Origin of the sequence: Neobacillus drentensis, assembly GCF_036965645.1 — a bacterium.
In the GTDB taxonomy this organism is placed as follows: Bacteria; Bacillota; Bacilli; order Bacillales; family Cytobacillaceae; genus Neobacillus; species Neobacillus drentensis_D.
The window spans coordinates 37750-59232 of record NZ_JBALPZ010000007.1; the positions used below are offsets into that span (position 1 = coordinate 37750).

Consider the following 21483-nt stretch of genomic DNA (forward strand, 5'->3'; position numbering starts at 1 on the left):
GCATCCAAATGCAAGCTAAAGCTGTTGCAAGAACAGTTCGTATTGCTCCTCGTAAAGCACGTTTAGTCGTTGATTTAATCCGAGGTAAGCAAGTTGGTGAAGCGGTGGCGATTTTAAATCTCACTCCTAAGGCTGCTTCTCCAATCGTAGAGAAAGTATTAAAATCTGCTATGGCAAACGCTGAGCACAACTATGAAATGGACGTTAACAATCTAGTTGTCGCACAAGCATTCGTTGACGAAGGACCAACTTTAAAACGTTTCCGTCCTCGTGCTATGGGCCGTGCTAGCCAAATCAATAAGCGCACTAGCCACATTACAATCGTTTTAACAGAAAAGAAGGAGGGATAAGCTGTGGGTCAAAAAGTAAATCCAGTCGGTTTGCGTATCGGAATCATCCGTGATTGGGAATCTAAGTGGTACGCAGGTAAAGACTTTGCTGAACTTTTACACGAAGACCTTAAAGTTCGTGAGTATATCACGAAGCGTTTAAAAGATGCTTCTGTTTCTAAAGTAGAAATCGAACGTGCTGCTAACCGTGTGAATGTAACTGTTCATACTGCGAAACCTGGTATGGTTATCGGTAAAGGCGGTACTGAAGTTGAAGCACTTCGTAAAGCACTAAATCAATTAACTGGCAAACGTGTTCACATCAACATTCTTGAGATCAAGAGAGCTGACGTTGATGCTAAACTAGTTGCTGAAAATATTGCTCGTCAATTAGAAAACCGTGTATCCTTCCGTCGTGCACAAAAGCAAGCTATCCAACGTGCAATGCGTGCAGGTGCAAAAGGTATCAAAACAATGGTATCTGGTCGTTTAGGTGGAGCTGATATTGCTCGTTCTGAACACTATAGCGAAGGAACTGTTCCACTTCATACACTTCGTGCAGATATCGACTATGCTACAGCTGAAGCTGATACTACTTATGGTAAGCTAGGCGTAAAAGTATGGATCTATAAGGGAGAAGTCCTTCCTACTAAGAAGAAAAATGCGGAAGGAGGCAAATAATTATGTTATTGCCAAAACGCGTAAAATATCGCCGTCAACACCGTGGAAAGATGCGCGGTCAAGCTAAAGGCGGTACTGAAGTAACTTTCGGTGAATACGGCCTACAGGCATTAGAAGCTTCATGGATCACAAACCGTCAAATCGAAGCAGCTCGTATTGCAATGACACGTTACATGAAACGTGGCGGTAAAGTTTGGATCAAAATCTTCCCTCATAAGCCTTATACAGCTAAACCGCTAGAAGTTCGGATGGGTTCCGGTAAAGGGGCACCTGAAGGATGGGTAGCTGTTGTTAAGCCTGGAAAAATTATGTTCGAAATCGCTGGTGTTTCTGAAGAAATCGCTCGTGAAGCACTTCGTCTTGCAATGCACAAACTTCCTGTAAAATGTAAGTTTGTAAAACGTGAAGAAATTGGTGGTGAATCAAGTGAAAGCTAATGAACTACGTGAACTTACCACTGCAGAAATTGAACAAAAAGTTAAATCTTTAAAAGAAGAGCTTTTCAACCTTCGCTTTCAATTGGCGACAGGACAACTTGAAAACACAGCTCGTATTCGTGAAGTACGCAAATCGATTGCTCGCATGAAGACAGTTGTTCGTGAAAGAGAAATCAGCGTTAACAAGTAATTATCCGAGAGGAGGTTCACACAATGAGTGAACGTAACCAGCGCAAAGTTTACACTGGACGCGTTGTTTCTGACAAAATGGATAAAACCGTTACTGTCTTAGTAGAAACACATAAAAAGCATCCTTTATACGGTAAACGCGTGAAATACTCTAAAAAGTTTAAGGCTCATGATGAGCAAAACGAAGCAAAAATCGGCGATGTAGTACGTATCATGGAAACACGCCCACTTTCAGCTACTAAGCGTTTCCGTTTAGTTGAAATTGTAGAAAAAGCAGTTATTATTTAATTGTTCGGATAAGCTTCATTCCGAAGGGAGGTTACACACATGATTCAACAAGAATCACGTTTAAAAGTTGCTGACAACTCTGGTGCTCGTGAAGTACTTACGATTAAAGTTCTTGGTGGTTCAGGTCGCAAAACTGCTGGTATTGGTGATGTGATCGTTTGTACAGTAAAACAAGCAACACCTGGTGGCGTTGTTAAAAAAGGTGACGTTGTTAAGGCAGTTATTGTTCGTACAAAGAGCGGTGCGCGTCGTCCCGATGGCTCATACATCCGTTTTGATGAAAACGCATGTGTCATCATTAAAGATGATAAAAGCCCTCGTGGAACTCGTATCTTCGGACCAGTTGCCCGCGAACTTCGCGACAACAACTTTATGAAAATCGTTTCTTTAGCTCCAGAAGTACTATAATTTAAATCCAAATTGCCTTTAAGGAGGTGCTTACGGATGCATGTTAAAAAAGGTGATAAGGTCAGAGTGATCTCTGGTAAGGATAAAGGCAAAACAGGAGTAATCCTAGCTGCTTATCCTAAAGAAAGCCGTGTTCTTGTCGAAGGTGTAAACATCGTTAAGAAACACTCTAAGCCTTCTCAGGTGAACCCACAAGGCGGAATTGTCAGCTTTGAGGCTCCAATCCATGTATCAAATGTTATGCCTATCGATCCTAAAACAGGTAACCCAACTCGTGTAGGTTACACTACGGTTGATGGCAAAAAAGTACGCGTAGCAAAATCCGGTGAAGTATTAGATAAATAGTTTATAAAAGAAGGGAGGTACAATGATGAACCGCCTAAAAGAAAAATTTGTTAAAGAAGTAACACCTGCTCTAATGAGCAAGTTCAACTATAAATCAGTTATGGAAGTACCAAAACTTGAGAAAATCGTGATCAACATGGGTGTAGGTGACGCAGTTGCAAATGCTAAAGCACTTGACAATGCTGTTGAAGAGCTAGCTACAATTACTGGTCAAAAACCTGTTGTAACTCGTGCGAAAAAATCTATCGCTGGTTTCCGTCTTCGTGAAGGTATGCCAATCGGTGCAAAGGTTACACTTCGCGGTGAGCGCATGTACGAATTCTTGGATAAATTAGTTTCCGTTTCTTTACCTCGTGTACGTGACTTCCGTGGTGTTTCTAAGAAAGCATTTGATGGTCGCGGTAACTACACTTTAGGTATTAAAGAACAATTAATCTTCCCTGAAATTGATTACGATAAAGTAAGCAAAGTTCGTGGTATGGACATCGTTATCGTAACGACTGCAAACACTGATGAAGAATCTCGTGAACTTTTAACTCAATTTGGAATGCCATTCCAAAAGTAATCGTTAAATAAGGGAGGCGAAAACGTGGCTAAAAAGTCAATGATTGCGAAACAACAACGCACGCCTAAATTCAAAGTACAAGAGTATACTCGCTGCGAACGTTGCGGTCGTCCACACTCTGTATACCGTAAATTTAAGCTTTGCCGTATTTGTTTCCGTGAATTAGCATACAAAGGACAAATTCCTGGTGTTAAAAAAGCTAGCTGGTAAAACTAGATGTTGGGAAGGAGGTAAAAATAATGGTCATGACAGATCCAATTGCTGATATGCTTACTCGCATTCGTAATGCGAACATGGTACGTCACGAAAAGTTAGAAGTGCCTGCTTCTAATTTAAAGAAGGAAATCGCTGAAATTTTAAAGCGTGAAGGTTTCGTTCGTGATGTTGAGTATATTGAAGACAACAAACAAGGTATTATCCGTATCTTCTTAAAATACGGTGCTAATAACGAACGTGTTATTACAGGTCTTAAGCGCATAAGCAAGCCTGGGCTTCGCGTTTACGCTAAATCAAATGAAGTGCCTCGCGTACTTAACGGTCTTGGTATCGCTCTAGTTTCTACATCTACTGGTGTTATTACTGATAAAGAAGCTCGTGCAAAACAAGTAGGCGGAGAAGTTTTAGCTTACGTTTGGTAATAAGTTTTTGAATGAATGGAGGTGCACTAAATGTCTCGCGTAGGAAAAAAACCGATCGAAATTCCAGCAGGAGTTACGGTTACATTAAACGACAATACTGTAACAGTTAAAGGACCTAAAGGCGAACTTACTCGTACTTTTAATCCTGATATTACAATCACTGTAGAAGAGAATATTGTAACAATTGCTCGTCCATCTGACGTGAAAGAACACCGCGCATTACATGGTACAACTCGTGCGGTAATCGCTAATATGGTTGAAGGTGTTTCTACTGGCTTCACTAGAGGCTTAGAGTTAATCGGGGTTGGATACCGTGCTCAAAAGCAAGGTAACAAACTTGTATTAAACGTTGGATACTCACATCCGGTTGAAATTGAACCTGAAACTGGCCTTGAAATCGAAGTACCATCTAACACAAAAGTTATCGTTAAAGGTACTGATAAAGAACGTGTTGGTGCATTAGCAGCCAATATCCGTCAAGTTCGTCCTCCAGAGCCATATAAAGGCAAAGGAATTCGTTACGAAGGCGAATTTGTTCGTCGTAAAGAGGGTAAAACTGGTAAGTAATGCCGCATAAGTAAACGAAAGGAGTGACGTAAATGATTACGAAGCAAGATAAGAACGCTACTCGCAAGAAAAGACACGCTCGTGTTCGTGCGAAACTTAGCGGTACTTCTGCTCGTCCACGTCTAAATGTGTACCGTTCAAATAAACACATTTATGCTCAATTAATCGATGACATGAATGGAGTCACTTTAGCAAGTGCTTCTACGATGGAAAAAGACTTCGGTCTTGAATCCACTAGTAACATTGAAGCTGCAAAAGCGGTCGGTGAATTAGTTGCTAAACGTGCGGTAGAAAAAGGTATCACTGCTGTTGTCTTTGACCGTGGAGGATACCTATATCACGGACGTGTGCAAGCACTAGCTGATGCTGCTCGTGAGAACGGCTTACAATTTTAATAGACAAAGGAGGGACACAATAAGATGCGTCGTATTGATCCAAACAAGCTTGAACTAGAAGAACGCGTAGTAACGGTTAACCGTGTTGCGAAAGTTGTTAAAGGTGGACGTCGTTTCCGTTTCTCTGCTCTTGTAGTAGTTGGGGATAAAAACGGTCATGTAGGTTTCGGTACTGGTAAAGCACAAGAAGTACCAGATGCGATCCGTAAAGCCATCGAAGATGCAAAGAAAAACTTAGTCGAAGTACCAATGGTTGGAACTACAATTCCTCACCAAGTTATTGGACGTTTTGGTGCTGGCGAAATCCTTTTAAAACCTGCTTCTGAAGGTACTGGAGTTATCGCTGGTGGTCCAGTTCGTGCTGTCCTAGAATTAGGCGGTGTTGCTGACATCCTTTCTAAGTCACTAGGAACAAATACTCCGATTAACATGGTTCGCGCAACAATCGATGGATTAAAACAATTAAAACGTGCTGAAGACGTAGCAAAATTACGTGGTAAATCAGTAGAAGAACTGTTAGGATAAGGGGGGAAATCAAATGGCGAAACTCTTAATTACCCTCAACCGCAGCGTAATTGGTCGCCCTGAGGACCAACGTGAAACAGTTAAGGCGCTAGGTTTACGTAAATTAAATCAAACAGTTGAGCATCAAGATAATGCTGCTATTCGTGGTATGATCAATAAAGTTGCTCACCTTGTAACAGTTAAAGAACAATAATTGATTGTTTTCTTTTATAAGGAGGTGCCAATATGAAACTTCATGAATTAAAACCTGCAGAAGGTTCTCGTCACGAACGCAAGCGTTTAGGCCGTGGAATCGGTTCTGGTCAAGGTAAAACAGCAGGTAAAGGTCATAAAGGTCAAAACGCTCGTTCTGGCGGCGGTGTGCGCTTAGGTTTCGAAGGTGGTCAAACACCTTTATTCCGTCGTTTGCCAAAACGTGGTTTTACCAATATCAGCCGCAAAGAATATGCTGTTGTTAATCTTGATACATTAAATCGCTTTGAAGAAGGTACAGAAGTTACTCCAGAACTTCTTATCGAAACAGGCGTTGTAAGTAACGAAAAAGCAGGGATCAAAATTCTTGCTAAAGGGAACGTAGAGAAAAAGTTGACTGTTAAAGCTCACAAATTCTCCTCTGCTGCTAAGGAAGCGATCGAAGCTGCTGGTGGAACTACTGAGGTGATCTAATGTTCCAGACAATCTCCAGTTTTATGCGCGTGAGTGAGATAAGACGTAAGATCATTTTCACTCTGTTAATGCTAGTTGTTTTTCGACTAGGTACTTTTATTCCTGTACCGAATGTAAATGCTGAGGTGCTTGCAAATCAAGATAAGCTAAGTGTTTTCGGTATCCTTAATACCTTTGGAGGTGGAGCATTAAAACAATTCTCCATCTTTGCAATGGGTATTATGCCGTATATCACAGCTTCAATCATCATCCAGCTTTTACAAATGGACGTTGTTCCAAAATTTACGGAATGGTCCAAGCAAGGTGAGGCGGGCCGTCGTAAGATTGCTCAATTTACCCGATACTTTACTGTTGTGCTTGGATTTATCCAAGCATTAGGTATGTCCTACGGTTTTAATAACCTAGCCAGCGGACAATTGATTGAGAATCCTGGTATTGGTACGTATTTATTAATTGCTGTTACACTAACTGCTGGTACCTCATTTTTGATGTGGCTTGGTGAGCAAATTACTGAAAAAGGTGTAGGAAATGGAATTTCCATTATCATCTTTGCAGGGATTGCAGCTGGGATCCCATCAACTGTTAATCAAATTTATGTTCAACAGTTTGAGAATGCCGGTGAAGCTTTATTCTTACGTATTGTAACGGTAATACTTATCGTTATTGCGATTATCGCCATCGTTGTTGGGGTTATTTTTATCCAACAGGCAAATCGTAAAATACCAATTCAATATGCAAAACGTATGGTTACAGGACGTAATCCTGTTGGCGGACAGTCCACGCATATGCCGTTAAAGGTTAATGCTGCTGGGGTTATCCCGGTTATCTTTGCGGTTTCATTTATTGTAACGCCAAGAACAATAGCATCCTTTTTTCCAACAAATGATGTAACAACTTGGATTACAACAAACCTTGATTATACTCATCCAATTGGGATGACGCTATATGCCATTTTAATTATCGCGTTCACTTATTTCTATGCTTTTATCCAAGTCAACCCTGAACAAGCAGCGGAAAACTTACAAAAGCAGAGCGGCTATATTCCTGGTATCAGACCAGGAAAGAGTACGCAGGAATACTTAACTCGCGTCTTATACCGTTTAACCTTTGTTGGTGCCATTTTCTTAACGATTATTGCAATACTTCCAACTATTTTCATTAAATTAGCGAACCTGCCGCAATCGGCTCAAATTGGGGGAACAAGTTTGTTGATCGTAGTCGGAGTTGCGCTTGATACGTATAAACAGCTTGAGGCACAACTTGTTAAACGTCATTATAAAGGCTTTATAAAATAGGTTTTAGGGACCTTTAGGCCCCTGAAACCCACTTAAAGCACGAGGGGGGAACACGTGTGAATTTAGTATTAATGGGGCTTCCAGGTGCCGGTAAAGGCACACAAGCTGAGAGAATCGTCGAACAATACGGCATCCCTCATATCTCAACAGGAGATATGTTCCGTGCAGCGATGAAAGAAGGAACAGAACTAGGTTTACAAGCGAAATCATTCATGGATAAAGGTGAACTTGTACCCGATGAGGTGACAATTGGCATTGTTCGTGAACGACTTAGCAAGGATGATTGTCAGAAGGGTTTCCTTTTAGACGGATTTCCTAGAACTGTACCTCAAGCAGAGGCTTTGGAAAACTTACTATCTGATTTAAATAAAAAGATAGATTACGTAATCAACATCAGTGTTGATAAAAGTATCTTGATGGATCGTTTGACTGGACGTCGAATTTGTAAAGAATGTGGTTCAACTTATCATTTAATCTTTAATCCTCCTGCAAAAGAGGGTGTCTGCGACAAGTGTGGCGGAGAACTGTACCAAAGAGCGGATGATAATGCTGAAACAGTTCAAAATCGATTAGATGTAAATATCAAACAACAAGAGCCATTACTAACTTTTTATGAAACAAAGGGCTATCTTCGCACGATCGATGGCCAGCAAGATATACGAAAAGTATTCGCTGATATTCAGCAACTACTTGGAGACCTTCGTTAATGGTCAATGTTACAACTGTGCGAGCGACTCTCGACAACTCTTCCAATAGCTTCAAAAGTATGTGCTAGAAAATAGCTTTTCTATAGTACTGAGTATGTAGAACCGAGAGTTGGGCAAGACTTACATGAGGAATTACTTATTCTTGCATATGTAGAAAAAAACTTGCGGACAGACGTCAAACAATATGGTAATATTATAAGGTTGCTATTGTTGAACGAATGAAAGGTTTGCAATACATTTTCGAACACTATTTTTGATTTTAAGAAGGGAGACGAGACGATGGCCAAAGACGATGTTATTGAAATTGAAGGTAAAGTACTAGAAACTTTGCCAAATGCAATGTTTAAGGTAGAATTAGAAAATGGTCATACAGTGCTGGCTCATGTTTCCGGTAAAATTCGTATGCATTTCATTCGAATTCTTCCTGGTGACAAAGTAACAGTTGAGCTTTCTCCATATGACTTAACACGCGGAAGAATTACCTACCGCTTCAAATAAAATGCTTGCTTGCACTCCGTACTATTAAGGAGGTTAGGATAATGAAAGTAAGACCATCTGTCAAACCGATCTGCGAAAAGTGCAAAGTTATCCGTAGACGCGGAAAAGTTATGGTTATCTGTGAAAACCCTAAACATAAACAAAAACAAGGTTAATTTTAAGGAGGTGCGCTCATTATGGCACGTATTGCTGGTGTAGATATTCCACGTGAAAAGCGTGTAGTTATCTCTTTGACTTACATTTATGGTATTGGTAAAGCTACTGCACAAAAAGTATTGTCAGAAGCTGGTGTTTCTGAAAATACTCGTGTACGTGATTTAACTGAGGATGAACTTAATAAAATCCGTGACATCATCGACAAACTAAAAGTTGAAGGTGATCTTCGCCGTGAAATTTCTCTTAACATTAAGCGTTTAATGGAAATCGGCTGCTACCGCGGATTACGTCATCGTCGTGGTTTACCGGTTCGTGGACAAAATACGAAAAACAACGCTCGTACACGCAAAGGTCCTCGTAAGACTGTTGCGAACAAGAAGAAGTAATCGGCAAAGGAGGTTAATTTAAATGGCACGTAAAACTAATACACGTAAACGTCGTGTTAAAAAGAATATTGAATCTGGTATCGCTCATATCCGTTCAACTTTTAACAATACGATCGTAACTATCACTGATGTTCATGGTAATGCAATTTCATGGTCAAGTGCAGGTGCGCTTGGATTTAGAGGTTCTCGTAAATCTACTCCATTCGCAGCACAAATGGCAGCTGAAACTGCAGCTAAGACTTCTATCGAACATGGTATGAAAACTCTTGAAGTTACTGTTAAGGGACCTGGTGCAGGCCGTGAAGCTGCTATCCGTGCTCTTCAAGCTGCTGGTCTTGAAGTAACTGCTATTAAAGACGTTACACCTGTTCCTCATAATGGATGCCGTCCACCTAAACGTCGTCGTGTTTAATTTTTCTGTATAAGATTCGTATCATGTGTCTATAATGGGATATGATATTAATTATTTGCACTAATACAGAAGATTTATTCCAGTTGTTGTGCACAAAACGGGAACGTATACATGGGGGAATTTCTTAGGAAAAACCTAATGAAGTTTCGACGTTTTGAAGGAGGGTTATTTGATGATCGAAATAGAAAAACCAAAAATCGAAACGATTGAGATCAACGATGATGCCAAGTACGGTAAGTTCGTCGTAGAGCCACTTGAGCGTGGATATGGTACCACTTTGGGTAACTCCTTACGTCGTATCCTATTATCTTCACTCCCAGGTGCCGCTGTTACATCGATTCAAATCGATGGGGTACTTCATGAGTTCTCAACAATTGAAGGCGTCGTAGAGGATGTAACATCCATCATTTTAAACATTAAAAAATTAGCTTTAAAAATCTACTCTGACGAAGAGAAAACTCTTGAGATTGATGTACAAGGTGAAGGACCTGTTAAAGCTGGTAACATCACACATGACAGTGATGTTGAGATTTTAAATCCTGACCTTCATATTGCTACATTAGCTGCAAATGGACATCTCCGTATGCGTTTAACGGCTAAACGCGGACGTGGATATACACCGGCTGAACAGAACAAAAGAGAAGATCAACCGATTGGTGTTATTCCGATTGATTCCATTTTTACGCCAATTTCTCGTGTATCTTATCAGGTAGAAAATACTCGTGTAGGTCAATTATCAAATTATGATAAGCTAACGCTTGATGTTTGGACAGATGGAAGCACTGGGCCAAAAGAAGCGATTGCTCTTGGTTCGAAAATTTTGACCGAGCATTTGAATATTTTCGTAGGTTTAACAGACGAAGCTCAAAATGCTGAAATTATGATTGAAAAAGAAGAAGACCAAAAAGAAAAAGTTCTAGAAATGACAATTGAAGAACTAGATCTTTCTGTTCGTTCTTATAACTGCTTAAAGCGTGCTGGCATCAACACTGTTCAGGAATTAGCAAATAAGACTGAAGAAGATATGATGAAAGTTCGTAACTTAGGCCGTAAATCACTCGAAGAAGTGAAGGCAAAACTAGAAGAGCTTGGATTAGGCTTACGTAAAGACGACTAGTCTGGCGTTGCTGACATCCGTTTTATGACTTCAACAAAGGAGGGAACCCTTCATGGCATACAGAAAGTTAGGACGCACAAGTGCACAGCGTAAAGCTATGCTACGTGATTTAACTACAGATTTAATTATCAACGAACGCATTGAAACAACAGAAACTCGTGCGAAAGAAATTCGCTCAACTGTTGAAAAAATGATCACACTAGGTAAACGCGGAGATCTACATGCTCGCCGTCAAGCTTCTTCTTACGTTCGTAATGAAGTTGCTAATGCTGAAAATGGTCAAGATGCTGTTCAAAAACTTTTCGCTGATATCGCTCCACGTTACCAAGAGCGTCAAGGTGGATACACTCGTATTATGAAACTTGGACCTCGCCGCGGTGACGGTGCGCCAATGGTTATTATCGAGTTAGTTTAATACACTTTAACAGACAACAAGGGCGCTGGACAGTTTACAATCAAACTTGTTCTTTGCCCTTTTTCTGTAAAGGAAATTTTTATAATTGTCCGACACAAGCCAAACGAGTGTTATGATGAGCGTGACTCCAAAACTATGGAGCCTAAAGGATTTACTTTATCCTTTTAATGAAAACCATATAAAATTTGTTTTCTTCTTCACGTCTCGTCTAGCTCATGCACCTCCTCCCATTTCTTTTAAGAAATCCCTTTATCCGCAGTTGAATACGTGCTGCTAGGGGACGAGGTGCAGGCTTTTTTTGTTATATAGAAAGGTATTTATTTTTTCAATATGAGCGGAGTATAGTCTAGCTAGGGAGAATGGCGCGATGAAAAAGTCAATTGTATCTTTAAAGGGAGTATCCTTTCAATATGATACGCAGGAACGGTATGCTTTGAAAAATGTGAGCTTCGATATTTATGAAGGGGAATGGCTTGCAATTGTCGGGCATAATGGATCTGGTAAATCAACGATGGCGAAATTATTAAATGGTCTTCAGTTTCCCCAAGAGGGCGAAATCACCATTGATACCTTAAAGCTGAATGAAGAGACGATTTGGGATGTTCGGAAGAAAATCGGCATGGTCTTTCAAAATCCAGACAACCAATTTGTAGGGACAACTGTCCAGGATGATGTGGCTTTTGGTTTAGAAAATAATGGTGTACCTCGAGAAGAAATGGTGCATCGCGTAGAAGATTCTTTAAAAAGAGTAAAAATGGATCAATTTCTATATCAAGAGCCCCACCATCTATCAGGTGGTCAGAAACAGCGTGTAGCGATTGCTGGTGTATTGGCATTAAGACCCGCCATTATTATCCTCGATGAGGCAACGTCTATGCTAGATCCTAGAGGGCGTGAGGAGGTATTGGAGACTGTTCGTATGCTCAAACAAGAAAATTCCCTTACTGTCATCTCCATTACTCATGATCTCGAGGAGGCAGCCAAAGCTGACCGGATAATTGTCATGAACAGTGGGGAAGTATTTCGTGAGGGCACACCGGAAGAGATTTTTGCCATGGATGAACAATTGATTAAATTAGGATTGGACATTCCTTTCTCAGTAAAGATGAGCAAAGCTTTTCGTGAAAATGGAATTACACTATCAAAGCATTATTTATCGGAAGAAGAGTTGGTGACAGAATTATGGACATCTCGCTTCAACAGGTAGAATACCGTTATCAAGCAAACACCCCTTTTGAGCGGCTGGCGATTGAAGATGTCTCTATTGATATTCCCGCTGGCACTTATATGGCTATCATTGGTCATACAGGCTCAGGTAAATCAACGGTTTTGCAGCACTTAAATGCATTGCTGCAGCCTTCTAAGGGGACTGTGAAAATTGGCAGTCATGAAATTAAAGCTGGACAGAAAAATAAACATTTAAAACCTGTCCGACAAAAGGTCGGTATCGTTTTTCAATTTCCGGAACATCAGTTATTTGAAGAAACAGTCGAAAAGGACATTATTTTTGGGCCCATGAATTTTGGAGTATCTGAAACAGAGGCAAAGGAGCGGGCACGGCTTGCATTAAAGCAGGTTGGTCTTGCTGAGGATATTCTAGTAAAATCGCCATTCGACCTTTCAGGGGGCCAAATGCGGCGTGTAGCTATAGCTGGAGTATTAGCAATGGGACCGGATGTCATCGTTTTGGACGAGCCTACAGCAGGTTTAGATCCAAGGGGCCGTAAAGAGATTATGGATATGTTCTATGCACTTCATAAGGAAAGAAAATTATCTACCATATTAGTCACTCATAGTATGGAAGATGCAGCAAGATATGCAGACCAAATTGTTATTATGCAGCAGGGCAAAGTCGCTAAAAAAGGAACACCAGAAGAAATTTTCTCTTCGCCGGTGGAATTAGTACAAATGGGCCTTGATGTTCCAGAAGTTGTTCGGTTTCAGCTCAAATTGGAAAAACAAACAGGCATTAAATTAGATAAAATCTATCTCACAATTGACGAGTTATCCTCTAAGGTTTCTGAGGTTTTAAGCAGAGGTGTTCGATCATGATGGAAAAAATGATTTTTGGCCGTTATGTACCTGCTGATTCAACCGTTCACAAAATGGATCCGCGGTCCAAACTTTTAATTATCTTTTTATTTGTCTGCATTATCTTTTTTGCTAATAACTGGATTACCTATGTACTTATTGGCATTTATACTTTTTATATGCTTGGCATTTCGAAGATTCCGGTCCGCTTTTTATACGGTGGTCTCAAACCGGTTATATGGCTTGTTTTATTTACGTTAGTTCTTCAGTTATTTTTCACCAAGCAGGGGGACCTCCTATTTAAATTTGGCCCATTAGAGATTTATGAAGGGGGCGTAAGGCAGGGGATCTTTATTTCGCTAAGATTCTTTTTCTTAATCCTCATGACATCTCTATTAACTCTAACGACTAGTCCTATAGAGATTACCGATGGGATGGAAACCCTTTTAAATCCTTTAAAAAAGGTCCGGTTTCCGGTCCATGAAATGGCGTTAATGATGTCTATATCCTTACGGTTTATCCCAACGCTGATGCAGGAAACCGACAAGATTATGAAGGCTCAAATTGCCCGTGGAGTGGAGTTCGACAGCGGTCCATTAAAGGAGCGGGTTAAGGCAGTCATCCCACTCTTAATACCTTTATTTGTCAGCGCCTTTAAACGGGCCGAGGAGCTTGCAATCGCCATGGAGGCACGCGGCTACCGCGGCGGTGAAGGAAGGACAAAATACCGTCAGCTGAGCTGGAGGACAGTGGATACGCTTCAGATTATTTTATTAGTTGTATTAACCATTTTACTAATCATACTACGGTCATAATAAGGAGAAATGATGCAAAGGTATAAGTCGATTATTTCTTATGATGGCTCGGGCTTTTCTGGTTACCAAATTCAGCCAAGGAGTCGGACCGTCCAATCCGTACTGGAGGCAGTGTTGGCCAAGATGCATAAAGGGGAACAAATTAAAGTTTCTGCATCAGGAAGGACAGATGCTGGTGTCCATGCAAAAGGACAGGTTATTCATTTCGATTCTCCACTATCGATTTCTGAGGAAAAATGGGAAACAGCCCTTAATTCGCTGCTGCCGGAAGATATATCTATCCTTTCAATCTTAAAAGTGGATTCATCGTTTCATGCCCGTTTTGATGCGATTGGAAAAGAATATCACTATGTCCTCCAACTTTTGAAGAAAAGGGATCCTTTTCACCGGAATTTTTCCTATCAATATCCTTATGATTTAAATATAGAGGCCATGAAGGAAGCTAGCCGCTTTTTCATTGGTACCCATGACTTTACTAGTTTTTGCTCGGCAAGGACGGAGGTAGAGGATAAAATTCGAACCATTGAGACAATTGATTTTCTATTAGACAATGATTTTCTCACTCTCCGCTTTGTAGGAAATGGTTTTTTATATAATATGGTACGTATTCTAACAGGAACTTTATTGGAAGTGGGCAGCGGAAAGCGAAGACCTGAAGAAATGGCGGATATTTTGGCTAAAAAGGACCGCCGCTTTGCTGGAAAGACTGCACCAGCCCAAGGACTTTACCTCTGGAAAGTATTTTACTAACATGGAACTTTGAGCAGTGTCTGGCTTCAGTACCCAGCGACTAGTGTACTTCGCTAAACGGGTACTTCCGCCTTTCTTATAAAACAACTTTTCCTGGTGTAACATTTCCTTGACATTTAGACCTGTAGTATTTATTATATTAGATGTGCGTGTTTTTAATCCCACGATAAAGCCCCGGAAAGTCTTCATCGTGATTGAAAATATATGATTTGAAAAATTACTGCACAAGGGCATCAGTTGTTTATTCCCGGAACAGAATAGAGCGCTGATTGCATTAAAAGTGCGAAAATAATAATCTTTAATGGATTTAATAGGAGGGAAACTCATGCGTTCAACGTTTATGGCAAATGCCAACAATATCGAGCGTAAATGGTATGTGATTGATGCAGAAGGCAAAACTCTTGGTCGTCTTGCTTCTGAAGTAGCTTCAATCTTACGCGGTAAAAACAAACCAACTTTTACACCACATGTTGACACTGGTGATAACGTAATTATTCTTAATGCTTCTAAAGTAGAACTAACTGGTAAGAAATTAACTGACAAGATCTACTACCGTCACACAATGCACCCAGGTGGTTTAAAGACAAGAACTGCTCTTGAGATGCGTACAAACTACGCTGAGAAAATGATTGAGCTTGCGGTTAAAGGCATGCTTCCAAAAAATTCTCTTGGCCGTCAAATGTTCAAAAAATTACACGTGTATGCTGGCAGTGAGCATCCACACCAAGCACAAAAACCTGAAGTTTACGAACTTCGCGGTTAATTTAGAGGGAGGGAAATAACTTGGCACAAGTTCAATATATCGGTACTGGTCGTCGTAAGAGCTCTGTCGCACGTGTGCGCCTAGTTCCAGGCACAGGTAAAATTGTAGTTAATGGTCGTGAAATTGAAGATTATATCCCATTTGAAGCATTACGTGTTGTTGTAAGACAACCACTAGTTGCAACTGAAACAGTTGGCAGCTATGATGTTCTTGTAAACGTAAGCGGCGGTGGATATACTGGTCAAGCTGGCGCAATCCGCCATGGTATTGCTCGTGCATTACTTCAAGCTGACCCAGAATTCCGTCCAACATTAAAGCGCGCAGGTTTATTAACTCGTGATGCACGTATGAAAGAGCGTAAGAAATACGGTCTTAAAGGTGCTCGTCGTGCGCCTCAGTTCTCAAAACGTTAATCTTTTGCGGACATACAAAGACTCTCAACCATTCGGTTGGGAGTCTTTTTTATTGCTGACAAGCGTTCTTGACCACATTTTGACCACGAAAAAAATATTGACCTCAAATGACCACATCATAGCTCAATATACCTATGGAATTTTGAAACGGTTTTTTCTAGATTATCAATAGGTTAGGCTTTCATTGGTTCACCCGTGGGACTTAACTTGAACTTGAACTTGATTCATCATATGATTCATCAAATGATTCATAATTTGATTCATCATTTATGGATTTAGCCTTTTCATAACTGATATTTTTGATGTGGAAAAGGGCAATACGAATAACCTCATCATAATTCACTAAAACAGCAAAATCATCTTCTAAACCAGCTAGTAACCCCTCTACAGTTTCAGGACCACTACGATTAATGCGTATCCAATCATATTGGGAGGATTCAAACAATCCTTTAAAATCATCCGTTACTTTAAATTCAAAGCCTTCAGGAACTTCAACGTTGATCTCCATATCACCTTTATTCTCAGTAAAACTTTTAATATGATGGCTGTTGTAGTAAACAACCCCCTCATCTGTAAGAATGGCGATATAATCGCGACCCACATGCAATAACTTTCCAATTGTAGATTCTGGGCCATTCCGGTCAACTTGGATTACTTTACCTAAAAGTTTCTTTGCGACGTCTTTACTCATATATAAAAATATTCCCCCTTAAAAGATGTAATTTATTTATATGTACCACACGATAGATTGTCCTAAGAAAATAGCCTGTCTTTCTCTCAACTTCTATCACTATAGTCTTTCGTCTAAGTTGAATAGTAGTAAATCCTCAATATGACAAGGGGTTTTTACTTCATTGTTATTACTGTCTAGTCAGATTTCTTAAGAAAATAGGCGAAAAAATAACCATTAATATCATTATTCCATGGTTATAGTTGTTCACCTATAGCTATTACCTTCAAAATAACCTAGAAAAGAACCCTTTTTCCTTTTGTTCCTGCCGCTGCTAACTCTGTTGGGCATTAGCATTTCTTGCACTTCAATCATTAGCTTTTTTTGTTCCATAGACTCTCGTAGTTGTTCACTCTCTAATGATTCAATTTGATTGACTAAAAAGAGTCATTTGTAACTTTGTACTTTCAAAGTAAAATAGGCTTTTACATTAGTAACAACCCCCCATAAAAAACCATATTTTGTTGAAGAGAGTACATCAGCACTAGAAATTCTTTTTACACAAAATTGCCCAATTAACTTACTCTCTTTTCAGGTTTCTGTTTCACTTGGTGATTAAATACAAAGGGGAGGAATAAAAGTGCAAAATTTTCATAATGAGTTACAAGGGTTGTCAATGGACCCATATCAAACTGGTGAGGTAGTTTCATACGCTCCACAATTCCAGGATGAGCGCATGTTTGGGCGCTGTGGTGGTTTCCATGGTTGTGGGGGCTTCGGTCGTTGTGGAGGCTTCGGTCGTTGTGGGGGCTTCGGCTTTCGCTGCGGCGGCTGTTTCGGCTGCGGTGGCTGCGGTGGTTGTGGAGGCTGCTTCGGTTGTGGCGGTTTTAGTTGTGTTGGCATTGGCTTTAGTTGTTTTGGCTTTGGCATCGGTTTTATTTAATCTTGTCTATGGGGAATTACAGGAAGCGATATTGTTTTATGAAGAAAGTGCTCCCGCACCGACCTGTGCCGCGGGGGCACTTCTTTACTATATTTATCATATTGGACAAAAAACTCTACATAAACTGATAGTGCATAAGTTGTAATGTTAAGGAATAAGGAGGAGCTGAATGACAAAACTTACCTCGTCCTCACGATTGAAGGCCAAAAAGGATACATTTTATCTACCGGATCAACAGGGGGGTGTCTATTTTAGAAATAACGTAAGTTCCTTCCGAATGGAGGGCAAAACCATTTATCAGTGGATCGAGAAATTGCTGCCGATGTTCAATGGGGAGCAAACATTGGGAGATTTGACGGAGGGGTTAACGGGAGCGTACCGTGACAGGGTATATGAAATCGGTGAAGCATTGTACAAGAATGGTTTTGTTCGAGATGTAAGCAAAGATATACCCCATCAATTAAATCGTCAAGTTCTAGAAAAGTATGCTTCACAAATTGAATTTATCGAGAACTTTATCGAATCAGGTGCATACCATTTTCAAAAGTATCGTCAGGCTAGTGTCTTGGCTGTGGGCTCTGGACCTTTCCTTGTATCGTTGGTTTCTGCATTATTGGATTCGGGACTGCCCAAATTAAATGTCATGGTCACAGATGAGGTTCCAACCAATAGGCTGCGCCTTAATTTGCTTGGGCAGAATGCGAGGAAAATAGATGCCGATGTCGAGGTGGTGGAAGTACCCTATCCTAAAGAGGCGGGAATAAATGTTTGGAAAGATGCAGTTCAGTCCTATGATTGGATTCTGTATGTCTCTCAGGATGGAGATGTAAATGAATTAAGGATGCTGAATCAAATTTGCCAAGAAGAAAAGAAGGCATTTCTTCCCGCTATCTATTTAGAAGGAGTGGGGTTATCTGGCCCGTTAACCCATCCAGAATCAGAGGGATGCTTCGAGTCTGCATGGCGCAGAATTCATCAATCTTCCGTACAAGCAGATGGGCAGCCGCTGGTCTTCTCTTCCACTGCAGGAGCGATTTTGGCAAATGTCTCTACATTCGAATTTTTCAAGAAGGTTACAGGAATAGCGGCACCAAATCAAAGTAATCAAATTTACATGCTTGATCTTGAAACGTTGGAAGGAGACTGGCTTTCATTCATCCCACATCCAGCGGTAATGTCTACAAAGCTAACACCTGAACAGGTTGAAGATCTTGATTTAAAACTTAAACAAGAATCAGACAGGGATGAGCAGCAAGGATTGCTTTTGGAATATTTCAGCCGCTTAACCTCAAAAGAGATAGGTATTTTCCATACCTGGGAAGAACGGAATTTGATACAGCTTCCTCTTTCCCAATGCTATGTTCAGGCCGTTGACCCGGTATCAGAGGGACCGGCAAAACTGCTGCCGGAAGTGGTCTGTTCGGGGCTGACACATGAAGAAGCAAGAAGGAATGCCGGTCTCAAGGGCATTGAAATGTATACTGCCAACCTGATAGATTCCCTTAGATTTGGCGCTCTTAATCAGACAGATAAAGTGGGTGTTCATCTTCCAGAAGGGTTCCTTGGCATCGGTTCAGGGGAAACAACCGCAGAAGCTGTTTGTCGAGGGCTGCAAGCCTATCTGGATGAAACATTGAAAAAGAGACAGGAGGACCACCTGAATAAGGTTTTTCGTGTATCAATTGGAGCCATAGAAGATAAACGGTGCAGATTTTATTTACATGCCCTGACCACCTTGAATGGTGCACCCACCATTGGTTTAAAAGAAGATGTATTAGGCTTCCCTATTGTATGGGTAAGATCAAATGGCTGTTTGTACACAGGGACAGGTTTAAACACAACATTGGCATTACAAAATACATTGCAGCAAGCATTATTGAACGCTCAAAATCGGGTAAGCTCTATTGTTAGGCAAGAGAAGGAGTCTATGATTTATCTGGAAAAAGAGGAAACCAAACTCGAAATCCCCTCTTGTGATGACATGACACAATTAGAGCTATTACAATCTTCCATCCATGTCTTGAATAGAAACGGCAAAAAGCTATTTGTCTATGACCTCTCGATTGAGCCTTTTTTAAAACAAGAACTGGCAGGGGTATATGGTGTGCAGGTACGAGAGGGGGATTCCTAATGACTGCCCATATTCTCATTACTGGAGACGGTTTATTAGCGGATTATGTCTGCGATCAATTGTCCACCAACTATCTAGTAAGACGTCAAGGGATTTTCGAAGAGATTCCTGAAGAAACAGAATTAGCTCTGGTGCTTAGCGATGCTTGGCAGCCATCCATTCATCAAAAAGCGGAAGAGAGATTTAGGACAGCTGGTATCCCTTGGCTTAGAGGTTTCGTTTCGTTCGGTGAGGGGATCATTGGTCCATTAGTACGGCACGACAGACCGGGCTGTTCTCTCTGTGCTGACAAACGACGCTTGATAGCCGGCCCTGATCGCCTTGAAATGTGGGAGATTAAGATGAGATTGACTAGAGGGGCGGGTGTCGAGCGTGATGCATGGGTTTCAAGAACGGGACTATCACAAATGGCAAACTTCATCAGTAACGAAGTGAAGAAGGTCCTTCCAGGAGAGCCCTCTTCCTTAGAAGAAAAGATATTCATTACCAATCTGAGAACGTTAACTATCTCCAGTCACGTTTTCTTACCTGACCCATTGTGCTCGATTTGCAGTCCAGTACCTGAAGATACACCAGAATTAGCTGAAATTAAGTTAGAGTCCAGCCCTAAATTAAATGGTACCGGTTATCGCTGCCGTTCGATGGATGAATTGAAAACAGTGCTGGTCGAAGACTATCTGGATGATCGTACAGGTATCATGAATGGAAAAATGGAGGATTTCAGGCTGCCATTTGCCGATGTTTTGGTTAACATGCCGTTGTTTGGGGCTGACGAGGGAGTAGCTGGCCGTTCTAATTCTTATGAAATAAGTGAGTTAACGGCCATTTTGGAGGGGTTGGAGCGATATTGCGGAATTGAGCCTCAAGGTAAAAGGAAGAAAGTGCGTGATAGTTATCGCCATTTAAAGGATTTTGCATTAAATCCGGCTAGAGTCGGGTTACATGATCAGGAACAATATGCAAAGCTTCATTTTCCGTTTAAACCGTTTCATCCTGATGTCCCGATGAATTGGGTCTGGGGTTATTCGTTTTTACAAGAACGTCCTATCCTGGTTCCGGAGTTACTCGCCTATTACAGTTTGGGCATTAATGGGGAGGGCTTTGTTTATGAAACCTCCAACGGCTGTGCATTAGGAGGAAGTATGGAGGAAGCCATATTCCATGGCATTATGGAGATCGTTGAGAGGGATTCCTTCTTGATAACGTGGTATGCACAGCTGTCTATCCCGCCTCTTGATCTCCGTTCAGCAAATGATAAAGAATTAGAGCTAATGGTTGATAGGATACGTGAGGTTCAGGGGTATGACGTTTATTTTTACAATTCGACCATGGAACATGAAATTCCGAGTGTTTGGGCAGTGGCAAAAAACAGAAGATCCAAGGGTGTGAACCTTATTTGCGCGGCAGGAGCTAATCCTGATCCTGTTAGAGCGGTAAAAAGCGCGATTTACGAGCTTGCGGGAATGATGGTTAGGCATGACAAAATATTGGAGAAAAACCGGCAAAAATATGAAGAGATGCTAAAAGATCCATTTGCAGTCCGTAATATGGAGGACCATGGCCTGCTTTACGGTCTGCCGGAAGCAGAGGAACGGTTGAATTTTTTATTACAGGATAATCGTCCATTACGAACGTTTGCGGAGGAATTCAAACAGCCTCCGGAGAATACCGATTTGAAGGATGATCTTCAGGATATTCTTGATAGGTTCCGACAATTAGACCTCGAGGTCATTGTGGTGGACCAAACAACTCCCATAACCAAACGGAACGGATTATACTGTGTTAAGGTATTAATTCCTGGTATGCTGCCGATGACATTCGGACATCATCTTACCCGTGTTCGAGGGCTGGAAAGGGTCCTTCAAGTGCCGATGAAACTTGGATTCACCAAACAGCCGTTATCGTATGGACAGCTTAATCCATATCCTCACCCATTCCCATAATAAAA

The 21483-nt window shown here is 41.0% G+C and carries 33 protein-coding genes; 32 read left to right on the top strand and 1 reads right to left on the bottom strand.

The annotated features are described in order from the left end of the window. The first annotated feature begins 8 nt into the window (after positions 1-8). The 29 genes from rplV to rpsI all read left to right on the top strand — a co-directional run bounded on the left by rplV (position 9) and on the right by rpsI (position 15791). Positions 9-350 carry a 50S ribosomal protein L22 gene (rplV, locus tag V7266_RS01235; protein ID WP_098533214.1) on the top strand — a complete coding sequence of 114 codons (342 nt, stop codon included), beginning with the start codon at positions 9-11 and terminating at the stop codon, positions 348-350. Between the two features lie 3 nt (positions 351-353). Beyond that, positions 354-1010 carry a 30S ribosomal protein S3 gene (gene rpsC / locus V7266_RS01240; RefSeq protein WP_101645939.1) on the top strand — a complete coding sequence of 219 codons (657 nt, stop codon included), beginning with the start codon at positions 354-356 and terminating at the stop codon, positions 1008-1010. A gap of 2 nt (positions 1011-1012) precedes the next feature. Further along, positions 1013-1447, top strand: a complete 435-nt coding sequence (rplP, locus tag V7266_RS01245; protein WP_098533210.1) for a 50S ribosomal protein L16 — start codon at positions 1013-1015, stop codon at positions 1445-1447. Continuing rightward, entirely contained in the window at positions 1437-1637 is a 201-nt protein-coding gene (gene rpmC / locus V7266_RS01250) for a 50S ribosomal protein L29 (protein WP_098533209.1), read from the top strand. The genes rplP and rpmC overlap by 11 nt, the downstream gene beginning before the upstream one ends. A 23-nt stretch (positions 1638-1660) precedes the next feature. After that, entirely contained in the window at positions 1661-1924 is a 264-nt protein-coding gene (gene rpsQ, locus V7266_RS01255; RefSeq protein WP_066094707.1) for a 30S ribosomal protein S17, read from the top strand. Between the two features lie 39 nt (positions 1925-1963). Continuing rightward, positions 1964-2332, top strand: coding sequence for a 50S ribosomal protein L14 (gene rplN / locus V7266_RS01260; RefSeq protein WP_034676100.1), 369 nt, complete (start codon positions 1964-1966; stop codon positions 2330-2332). 36 nt (positions 2333-2368) lie between these two features. Beyond that, complete coding sequence (gene rplX / locus V7266_RS01265; RefSeq protein ID WP_144568245.1) at positions 2369-2677, top strand: 50S ribosomal protein L24; 309 nt, start codon at positions 2369-2371, stop codon at positions 2675-2677. Between the two features lie 25 nt (positions 2678-2702). Then, entirely contained in the window at positions 2703-3242 is a 540-nt protein-coding gene (gene rplE, locus V7266_RS01270; protein WP_098533207.1) for a 50S ribosomal protein L5, read from the top strand. A gap of 24 nt (positions 3243-3266) precedes the next feature. Then, positions 3267-3452, top strand: coding sequence for a 30S ribosomal protein S14 (gene rpsN, locus V7266_RS01275; RefSeq protein WP_007085277.1), 186 nt, complete (start codon positions 3267-3269; stop codon positions 3450-3452). Between the two features lie 29 nt (positions 3453-3481). Further along, on the top strand, positions 3482-3880 hold the full coding sequence (gene rpsH, locus V7266_RS01280; RefSeq protein WP_335465431.1) for a 30S ribosomal protein S8: 399 nt from the start codon (positions 3482-3484) through the stop codon (positions 3878-3880). A 30-nt stretch (positions 3881-3910) separates the two neighbouring features. After that, positions 3911-4447, top strand: coding sequence for a 50S ribosomal protein L6 (gene rplF / locus V7266_RS01285; RefSeq protein ID WP_335465432.1), 537 nt, complete (start codon positions 3911-3913; stop codon positions 4445-4447). Positions 4448-4479: 32 nt separating this feature from the next. After that, positions 4480-4842, top strand: coding sequence for a 50S ribosomal protein L18 (gene rplR / locus V7266_RS01290; RefSeq protein WP_335465433.1), 363 nt, complete (start codon positions 4480-4482; stop codon positions 4840-4842). Between the two features lie 24 nt (positions 4843-4866). Then, entirely contained in the window at positions 4867-5367 is a 501-nt protein-coding gene (rpsE, locus tag V7266_RS01295) for a 30S ribosomal protein S5 (RefSeq protein ID WP_098533200.1), read from the top strand. A gap of 13 nt (positions 5368-5380) precedes the next feature. Beyond that, positions 5381-5560, top strand: a complete 180-nt coding sequence (gene rpmD / locus V7266_RS01300) for a 50S ribosomal protein L30 (protein ID WP_098533198.1) — start codon at positions 5381-5383, stop codon at positions 5558-5560. A 32-nt stretch (positions 5561-5592) separates the two neighbouring features. Beyond that, positions 5593-6033, top strand: a complete 441-nt coding sequence (gene rplO, locus V7266_RS01305) for a 50S ribosomal protein L15 (RefSeq protein ID WP_335465434.1) — start codon at positions 5593-5595, stop codon at positions 6031-6033. Beyond that, positions 6033-7328 (top strand): preprotein translocase subunit SecY, encoded by a 1296-nt coding sequence (secY, locus tag V7266_RS01310; RefSeq protein WP_335465435.1) that lies wholly within the window; start codon positions 6033-6035, stop codon positions 7326-7328. The genes rplO and secY overlap by 1 nt, the downstream gene beginning before the upstream one ends. A 56-nt stretch (positions 7329-7384) precedes the next feature. Further along, on the top strand, positions 7385-8035 hold the full coding sequence (locus V7266_RS01315; protein ID WP_335465436.1) for an adenylate kinase: 651 nt from the start codon (positions 7385-7387) through the stop codon (positions 8033-8035). A gap of 279 nt (positions 8036-8314) precedes the next feature. Continuing rightward, positions 8315-8533, top strand: coding sequence for a translation initiation factor IF-1 (gene infA, locus V7266_RS01320; RefSeq protein WP_034676129.1), 219 nt, complete (start codon positions 8315-8317; stop codon positions 8531-8533). 41 nt (positions 8534-8574) lie between these two features. Then, positions 8575-8688 carry a 50S ribosomal protein L36 gene (gene rpmJ / locus V7266_RS01325; protein ID WP_000868344.1) on the top strand — a complete coding sequence of 38 codons (114 nt, stop codon included), beginning with the start codon at positions 8575-8577 and terminating at the stop codon, positions 8686-8688. Positions 8689-8709: 21 nt separating this feature from the next. Then, the gene (rpsM, locus tag V7266_RS01330) at positions 8710-9075 is read left to right on the top strand and encodes a 30S ribosomal protein S13 (RefSeq protein ID WP_335465437.1); all 366 of its coding nucleotides are present in this window, start codon (positions 8710-8712) and stop codon (positions 9073-9075) included. Positions 9076-9097: 22 nt separating this feature from the next. Beyond that, positions 9098-9487, top strand: coding sequence for a 30S ribosomal protein S11 (gene rpsK / locus V7266_RS01335; RefSeq protein WP_024027886.1), 390 nt, complete (start codon positions 9098-9100; stop codon positions 9485-9487). Between the two features lie 172 nt (positions 9488-9659). Continuing rightward, on the top strand, positions 9660-10604 hold the full coding sequence (locus V7266_RS01340; RefSeq protein ID WP_335465438.1) for a DNA-directed RNA polymerase subunit alpha: 945 nt from the start codon (positions 9660-9662) through the stop codon (positions 10602-10604). Positions 10605-10656: 52 nt separating this feature from the next. Continuing rightward, on the top strand, positions 10657-11019 hold the full coding sequence (rplQ, locus tag V7266_RS01345; protein WP_335465439.1) for a 50S ribosomal protein L17: 363 nt from the start codon (positions 10657-10659) through the stop codon (positions 11017-11019). Positions 11020-11386: 367 nt separating this feature from the next. Next, entirely contained in the window at positions 11387-12226 is an 840-nt protein-coding gene (locus V7266_RS01350) for an energy-coupling factor ABC transporter ATP-binding protein (RefSeq protein ID WP_335465440.1), read from the top strand. Then, entirely contained in the window at positions 12202-13071 is an 870-nt protein-coding gene (locus V7266_RS01355) for an energy-coupling factor ABC transporter ATP-binding protein (RefSeq protein WP_335465441.1), read from the top strand. Before V7266_RS01350 ends, V7266_RS01355 begins: the two co-directional genes overlap by 25 nt. Continuing rightward, positions 13068-13865 carry an energy-coupling factor transporter transmembrane component T family protein gene (locus tag V7266_RS01360; RefSeq protein WP_335465442.1) on the top strand — a complete coding sequence of 266 codons (798 nt, stop codon included), beginning with the start codon at positions 13068-13070 and terminating at the stop codon, positions 13863-13865. Before V7266_RS01355 ends, V7266_RS01360 begins: the two co-directional genes overlap by 4 nt. 12 nt (positions 13866-13877) lie before the next feature. After that, positions 13878-14615 (top strand): tRNA pseudouridine(38-40) synthase TruA, encoded by a 738-nt coding sequence (gene truA / locus V7266_RS01365; protein ID WP_335465443.1) that lies wholly within the window; start codon positions 13878-13880, stop codon positions 14613-14615. 325 nt (positions 14616-14940) lie between these two features. Next, on the top strand, positions 14941-15378 hold the full coding sequence (gene rplM, locus V7266_RS01370) for a 50S ribosomal protein L13 (protein WP_098533177.1): 438 nt from the start codon (positions 14941-14943) through the stop codon (positions 15376-15378). A gap of 20 nt (positions 15379-15398) precedes the next feature. After that, positions 15399-15791: a 30S ribosomal protein S9 gene (gene rpsI, locus V7266_RS01375; protein WP_098533175.1), complete on the top strand. Its 393-nt coding sequence runs from the start codon at positions 15399-15401 to the stop codon at positions 15789-15791. Between the two features lie 202 nt (positions 15792-15993). On the opposite strand, the gene V7266_RS01380 is transcribed toward rpsI, so the two are convergent. Next, positions 15994-16482 (bottom strand): hypothetical protein, encoded by a 489-nt coding sequence (locus V7266_RS01380; RefSeq protein ID WP_335465444.1) that lies wholly within the window; start codon positions 16480-16482, stop codon positions 15994-15996. A 655-nt stretch (positions 16483-17137) separates the two neighbouring features. Between V7266_RS01380 and V7266_RS01385 the strand changes: the two genes are divergently transcribed. The 3 genes from V7266_RS01385 to V7266_RS01395 all read left to right on the top strand — a co-directional run bounded on the left by V7266_RS01385 (position 17138) and on the right by V7266_RS01395 (position 21478). Then, positions 17138-17404, top strand: coding sequence for a hypothetical protein (locus V7266_RS01385; RefSeq protein ID WP_335465461.1), 267 nt, complete (start codon positions 17138-17140; stop codon positions 17402-17404). A 169-nt stretch (positions 17405-17573) separates the two neighbouring features. Next, positions 17574-19535, top strand: a complete 1962-nt coding sequence (locus V7266_RS01390; protein ID WP_335465445.1) for a putative thiazole-containing bacteriocin maturation protein — start codon at positions 17574-17576, stop codon at positions 19533-19535. Continuing rightward, positions 19535-21478 carry a TOMM precursor leader peptide-binding protein gene (locus V7266_RS01395; RefSeq protein ID WP_335465446.1) on the top strand — a complete coding sequence of 648 codons (1944 nt, stop codon included), beginning with the start codon at positions 19535-19537 and terminating at the stop codon, positions 21476-21478. Before V7266_RS01390 ends, V7266_RS01395 begins: the two co-directional genes overlap by 1 nt. Positions 21479-21483 lie beyond the last annotated feature (5 nt).

Bases quoted from the DNA above. Each gene is read 5' to 3' on its own strand.
- rplV (WP_098533214.1), top strand. From the start codon at position 9: ATGCAAGCTAAAGCTGTTGCAAGAACAGTTCGTATTGCTCCTCGTAAA.
- rplP (WP_098533210.1), top strand. From the start codon at position 1,013: ATGTTATTGCCAAAACGCGTAAAATATCGCCGTCAACACCGTGGAAAG.
- rpsQ (WP_066094707.1), top strand. From the start codon at position 1,661: ATGAGTGAACGTAACCAGCGCAAAGTTTACACTGGACGCGTTGTTTCT.
- rplN (WP_034676100.1), top strand. From the start codon at position 1,964: ATGATTCAACAAGAATCACGTTTAAAAGTTGCTGACAACTCTGGTGCT.
- rplX (WP_144568245.1), top strand. From the start codon at position 2,369: ATGCATGTTAAAAAAGGTGATAAGGTCAGAGTGATCTCTGGTAAGGAT.
- rplE (WP_098533207.1), top strand. From the start codon at position 2,703: ATGAACCGCCTAAAAGAAAAATTTGTTAAAGAAGTAACACCTGCTCTA.
- rpsH (WP_335465431.1), top strand. From the start codon at position 3,482: ATGGTCATGACAGATCCAATTGCTGATATGCTTACTCGCATTCGTAAT.
- rplF (WP_335465432.1), top strand. From the start codon at position 3,911: ATGTCTCGCGTAGGAAAAAAACCGATCGAAATTCCAGCAGGAGTTACG.
- rplR (WP_335465433.1), top strand. From the start codon at position 4,480: ATGATTACGAAGCAAGATAAGAACGCTACTCGCAAGAAAAGACACGCT.
- rpsE (WP_098533200.1), top strand. From the start codon at position 4,867: ATGCGTCGTATTGATCCAAACAAGCTTGAACTAGAAGAACGCGTAGTA.
- rpmD (WP_098533198.1), top strand. From the start codon at position 5,381: ATGGCGAAACTCTTAATTACCCTCAACCGCAGCGTAATTGGTCGCCCT.
- rplO (WP_335465434.1), top strand. From the start codon at position 5,593: ATGAAACTTCATGAATTAAAACCTGCAGAAGGTTCTCGTCACGAACGC.
- secY (WP_335465435.1), top strand. From the start codon at position 6,033: ATGTTCCAGACAATCTCCAGTTTTATGCGCGTGAGTGAGATAAGACGT.
- infA (WP_034676129.1), top strand. From the start codon at position 8,315: ATGGCCAAAGACGATGTTATTGAAATTGAAGGTAAAGTACTAGAAACT.
- rpmJ (WP_000868344.1), top strand. From the start codon at position 8,575: ATGAAAGTAAGACCATCTGTCAAACCGATCTGCGAAAAGTGCAAAGTT.
- rpsM (WP_335465437.1), top strand. From the start codon at position 8,710: ATGGCACGTATTGCTGGTGTAGATATTCCACGTGAAAAGCGTGTAGTT.
- rpsK (WP_024027886.1), top strand. From the start codon at position 9,098: ATGGCACGTAAAACTAATACACGTAAACGTCGTGTTAAAAAGAATATT.
- V7266_RS01340 (WP_335465438.1), top strand. From the start codon at position 9,660: ATGATCGAAATAGAAAAACCAAAAATCGAAACGATTGAGATCAACGAT.
- rplQ (WP_335465439.1), top strand. From the start codon at position 10,657: ATGGCATACAGAAAGTTAGGACGCACAAGTGCACAGCGTAAAGCTATG.
- V7266_RS01350 (WP_335465440.1), top strand. From the start codon at position 11,387: ATGAAAAAGTCAATTGTATCTTTAAAGGGAGTATCCTTTCAATATGAT.
- V7266_RS01355 (WP_335465441.1), top strand. From the start codon at position 12,202: ATGGACATCTCGCTTCAACAGGTAGAATACCGTTATCAAGCAAACACC.
- V7266_RS01360 (WP_335465442.1), top strand. From the start codon at position 13,068: ATGATGGAAAAAATGATTTTTGGCCGTTATGTACCTGCTGATTCAACC.
- truA (WP_335465443.1), top strand. From the start codon at position 13,878: ATGCAAAGGTATAAGTCGATTATTTCTTATGATGGCTCGGGCTTTTCT.
- rplM (WP_098533177.1), top strand. From the start codon at position 14,941: ATGCGTTCAACGTTTATGGCAAATGCCAACAATATCGAGCGTAAATGG.
- V7266_RS01380 (WP_335465444.1), bottom strand. From the start codon at position 16,482: ATGAGTAAAGACGTCGCAAAGAAACTTTTAGGTAAAGTAATCCAAGTT.
- V7266_RS01385 (WP_335465461.1), top strand. From the start codon at position 17,138: ATGGACCCATATCAAACTGGTGAGGTAGTTTCATACGCTCCACAATTC.
- V7266_RS01390 (WP_335465445.1), top strand. From the start codon at position 17,574: ATGACAAAACTTACCTCGTCCTCACGATTGAAGGCCAAAAAGGATACA.
- V7266_RS01395 (WP_335465446.1), top strand. From the start codon at position 19,535: ATGACTGCCCATATTCTCATTACTGGAGACGGTTTATTAGCGGATTAT.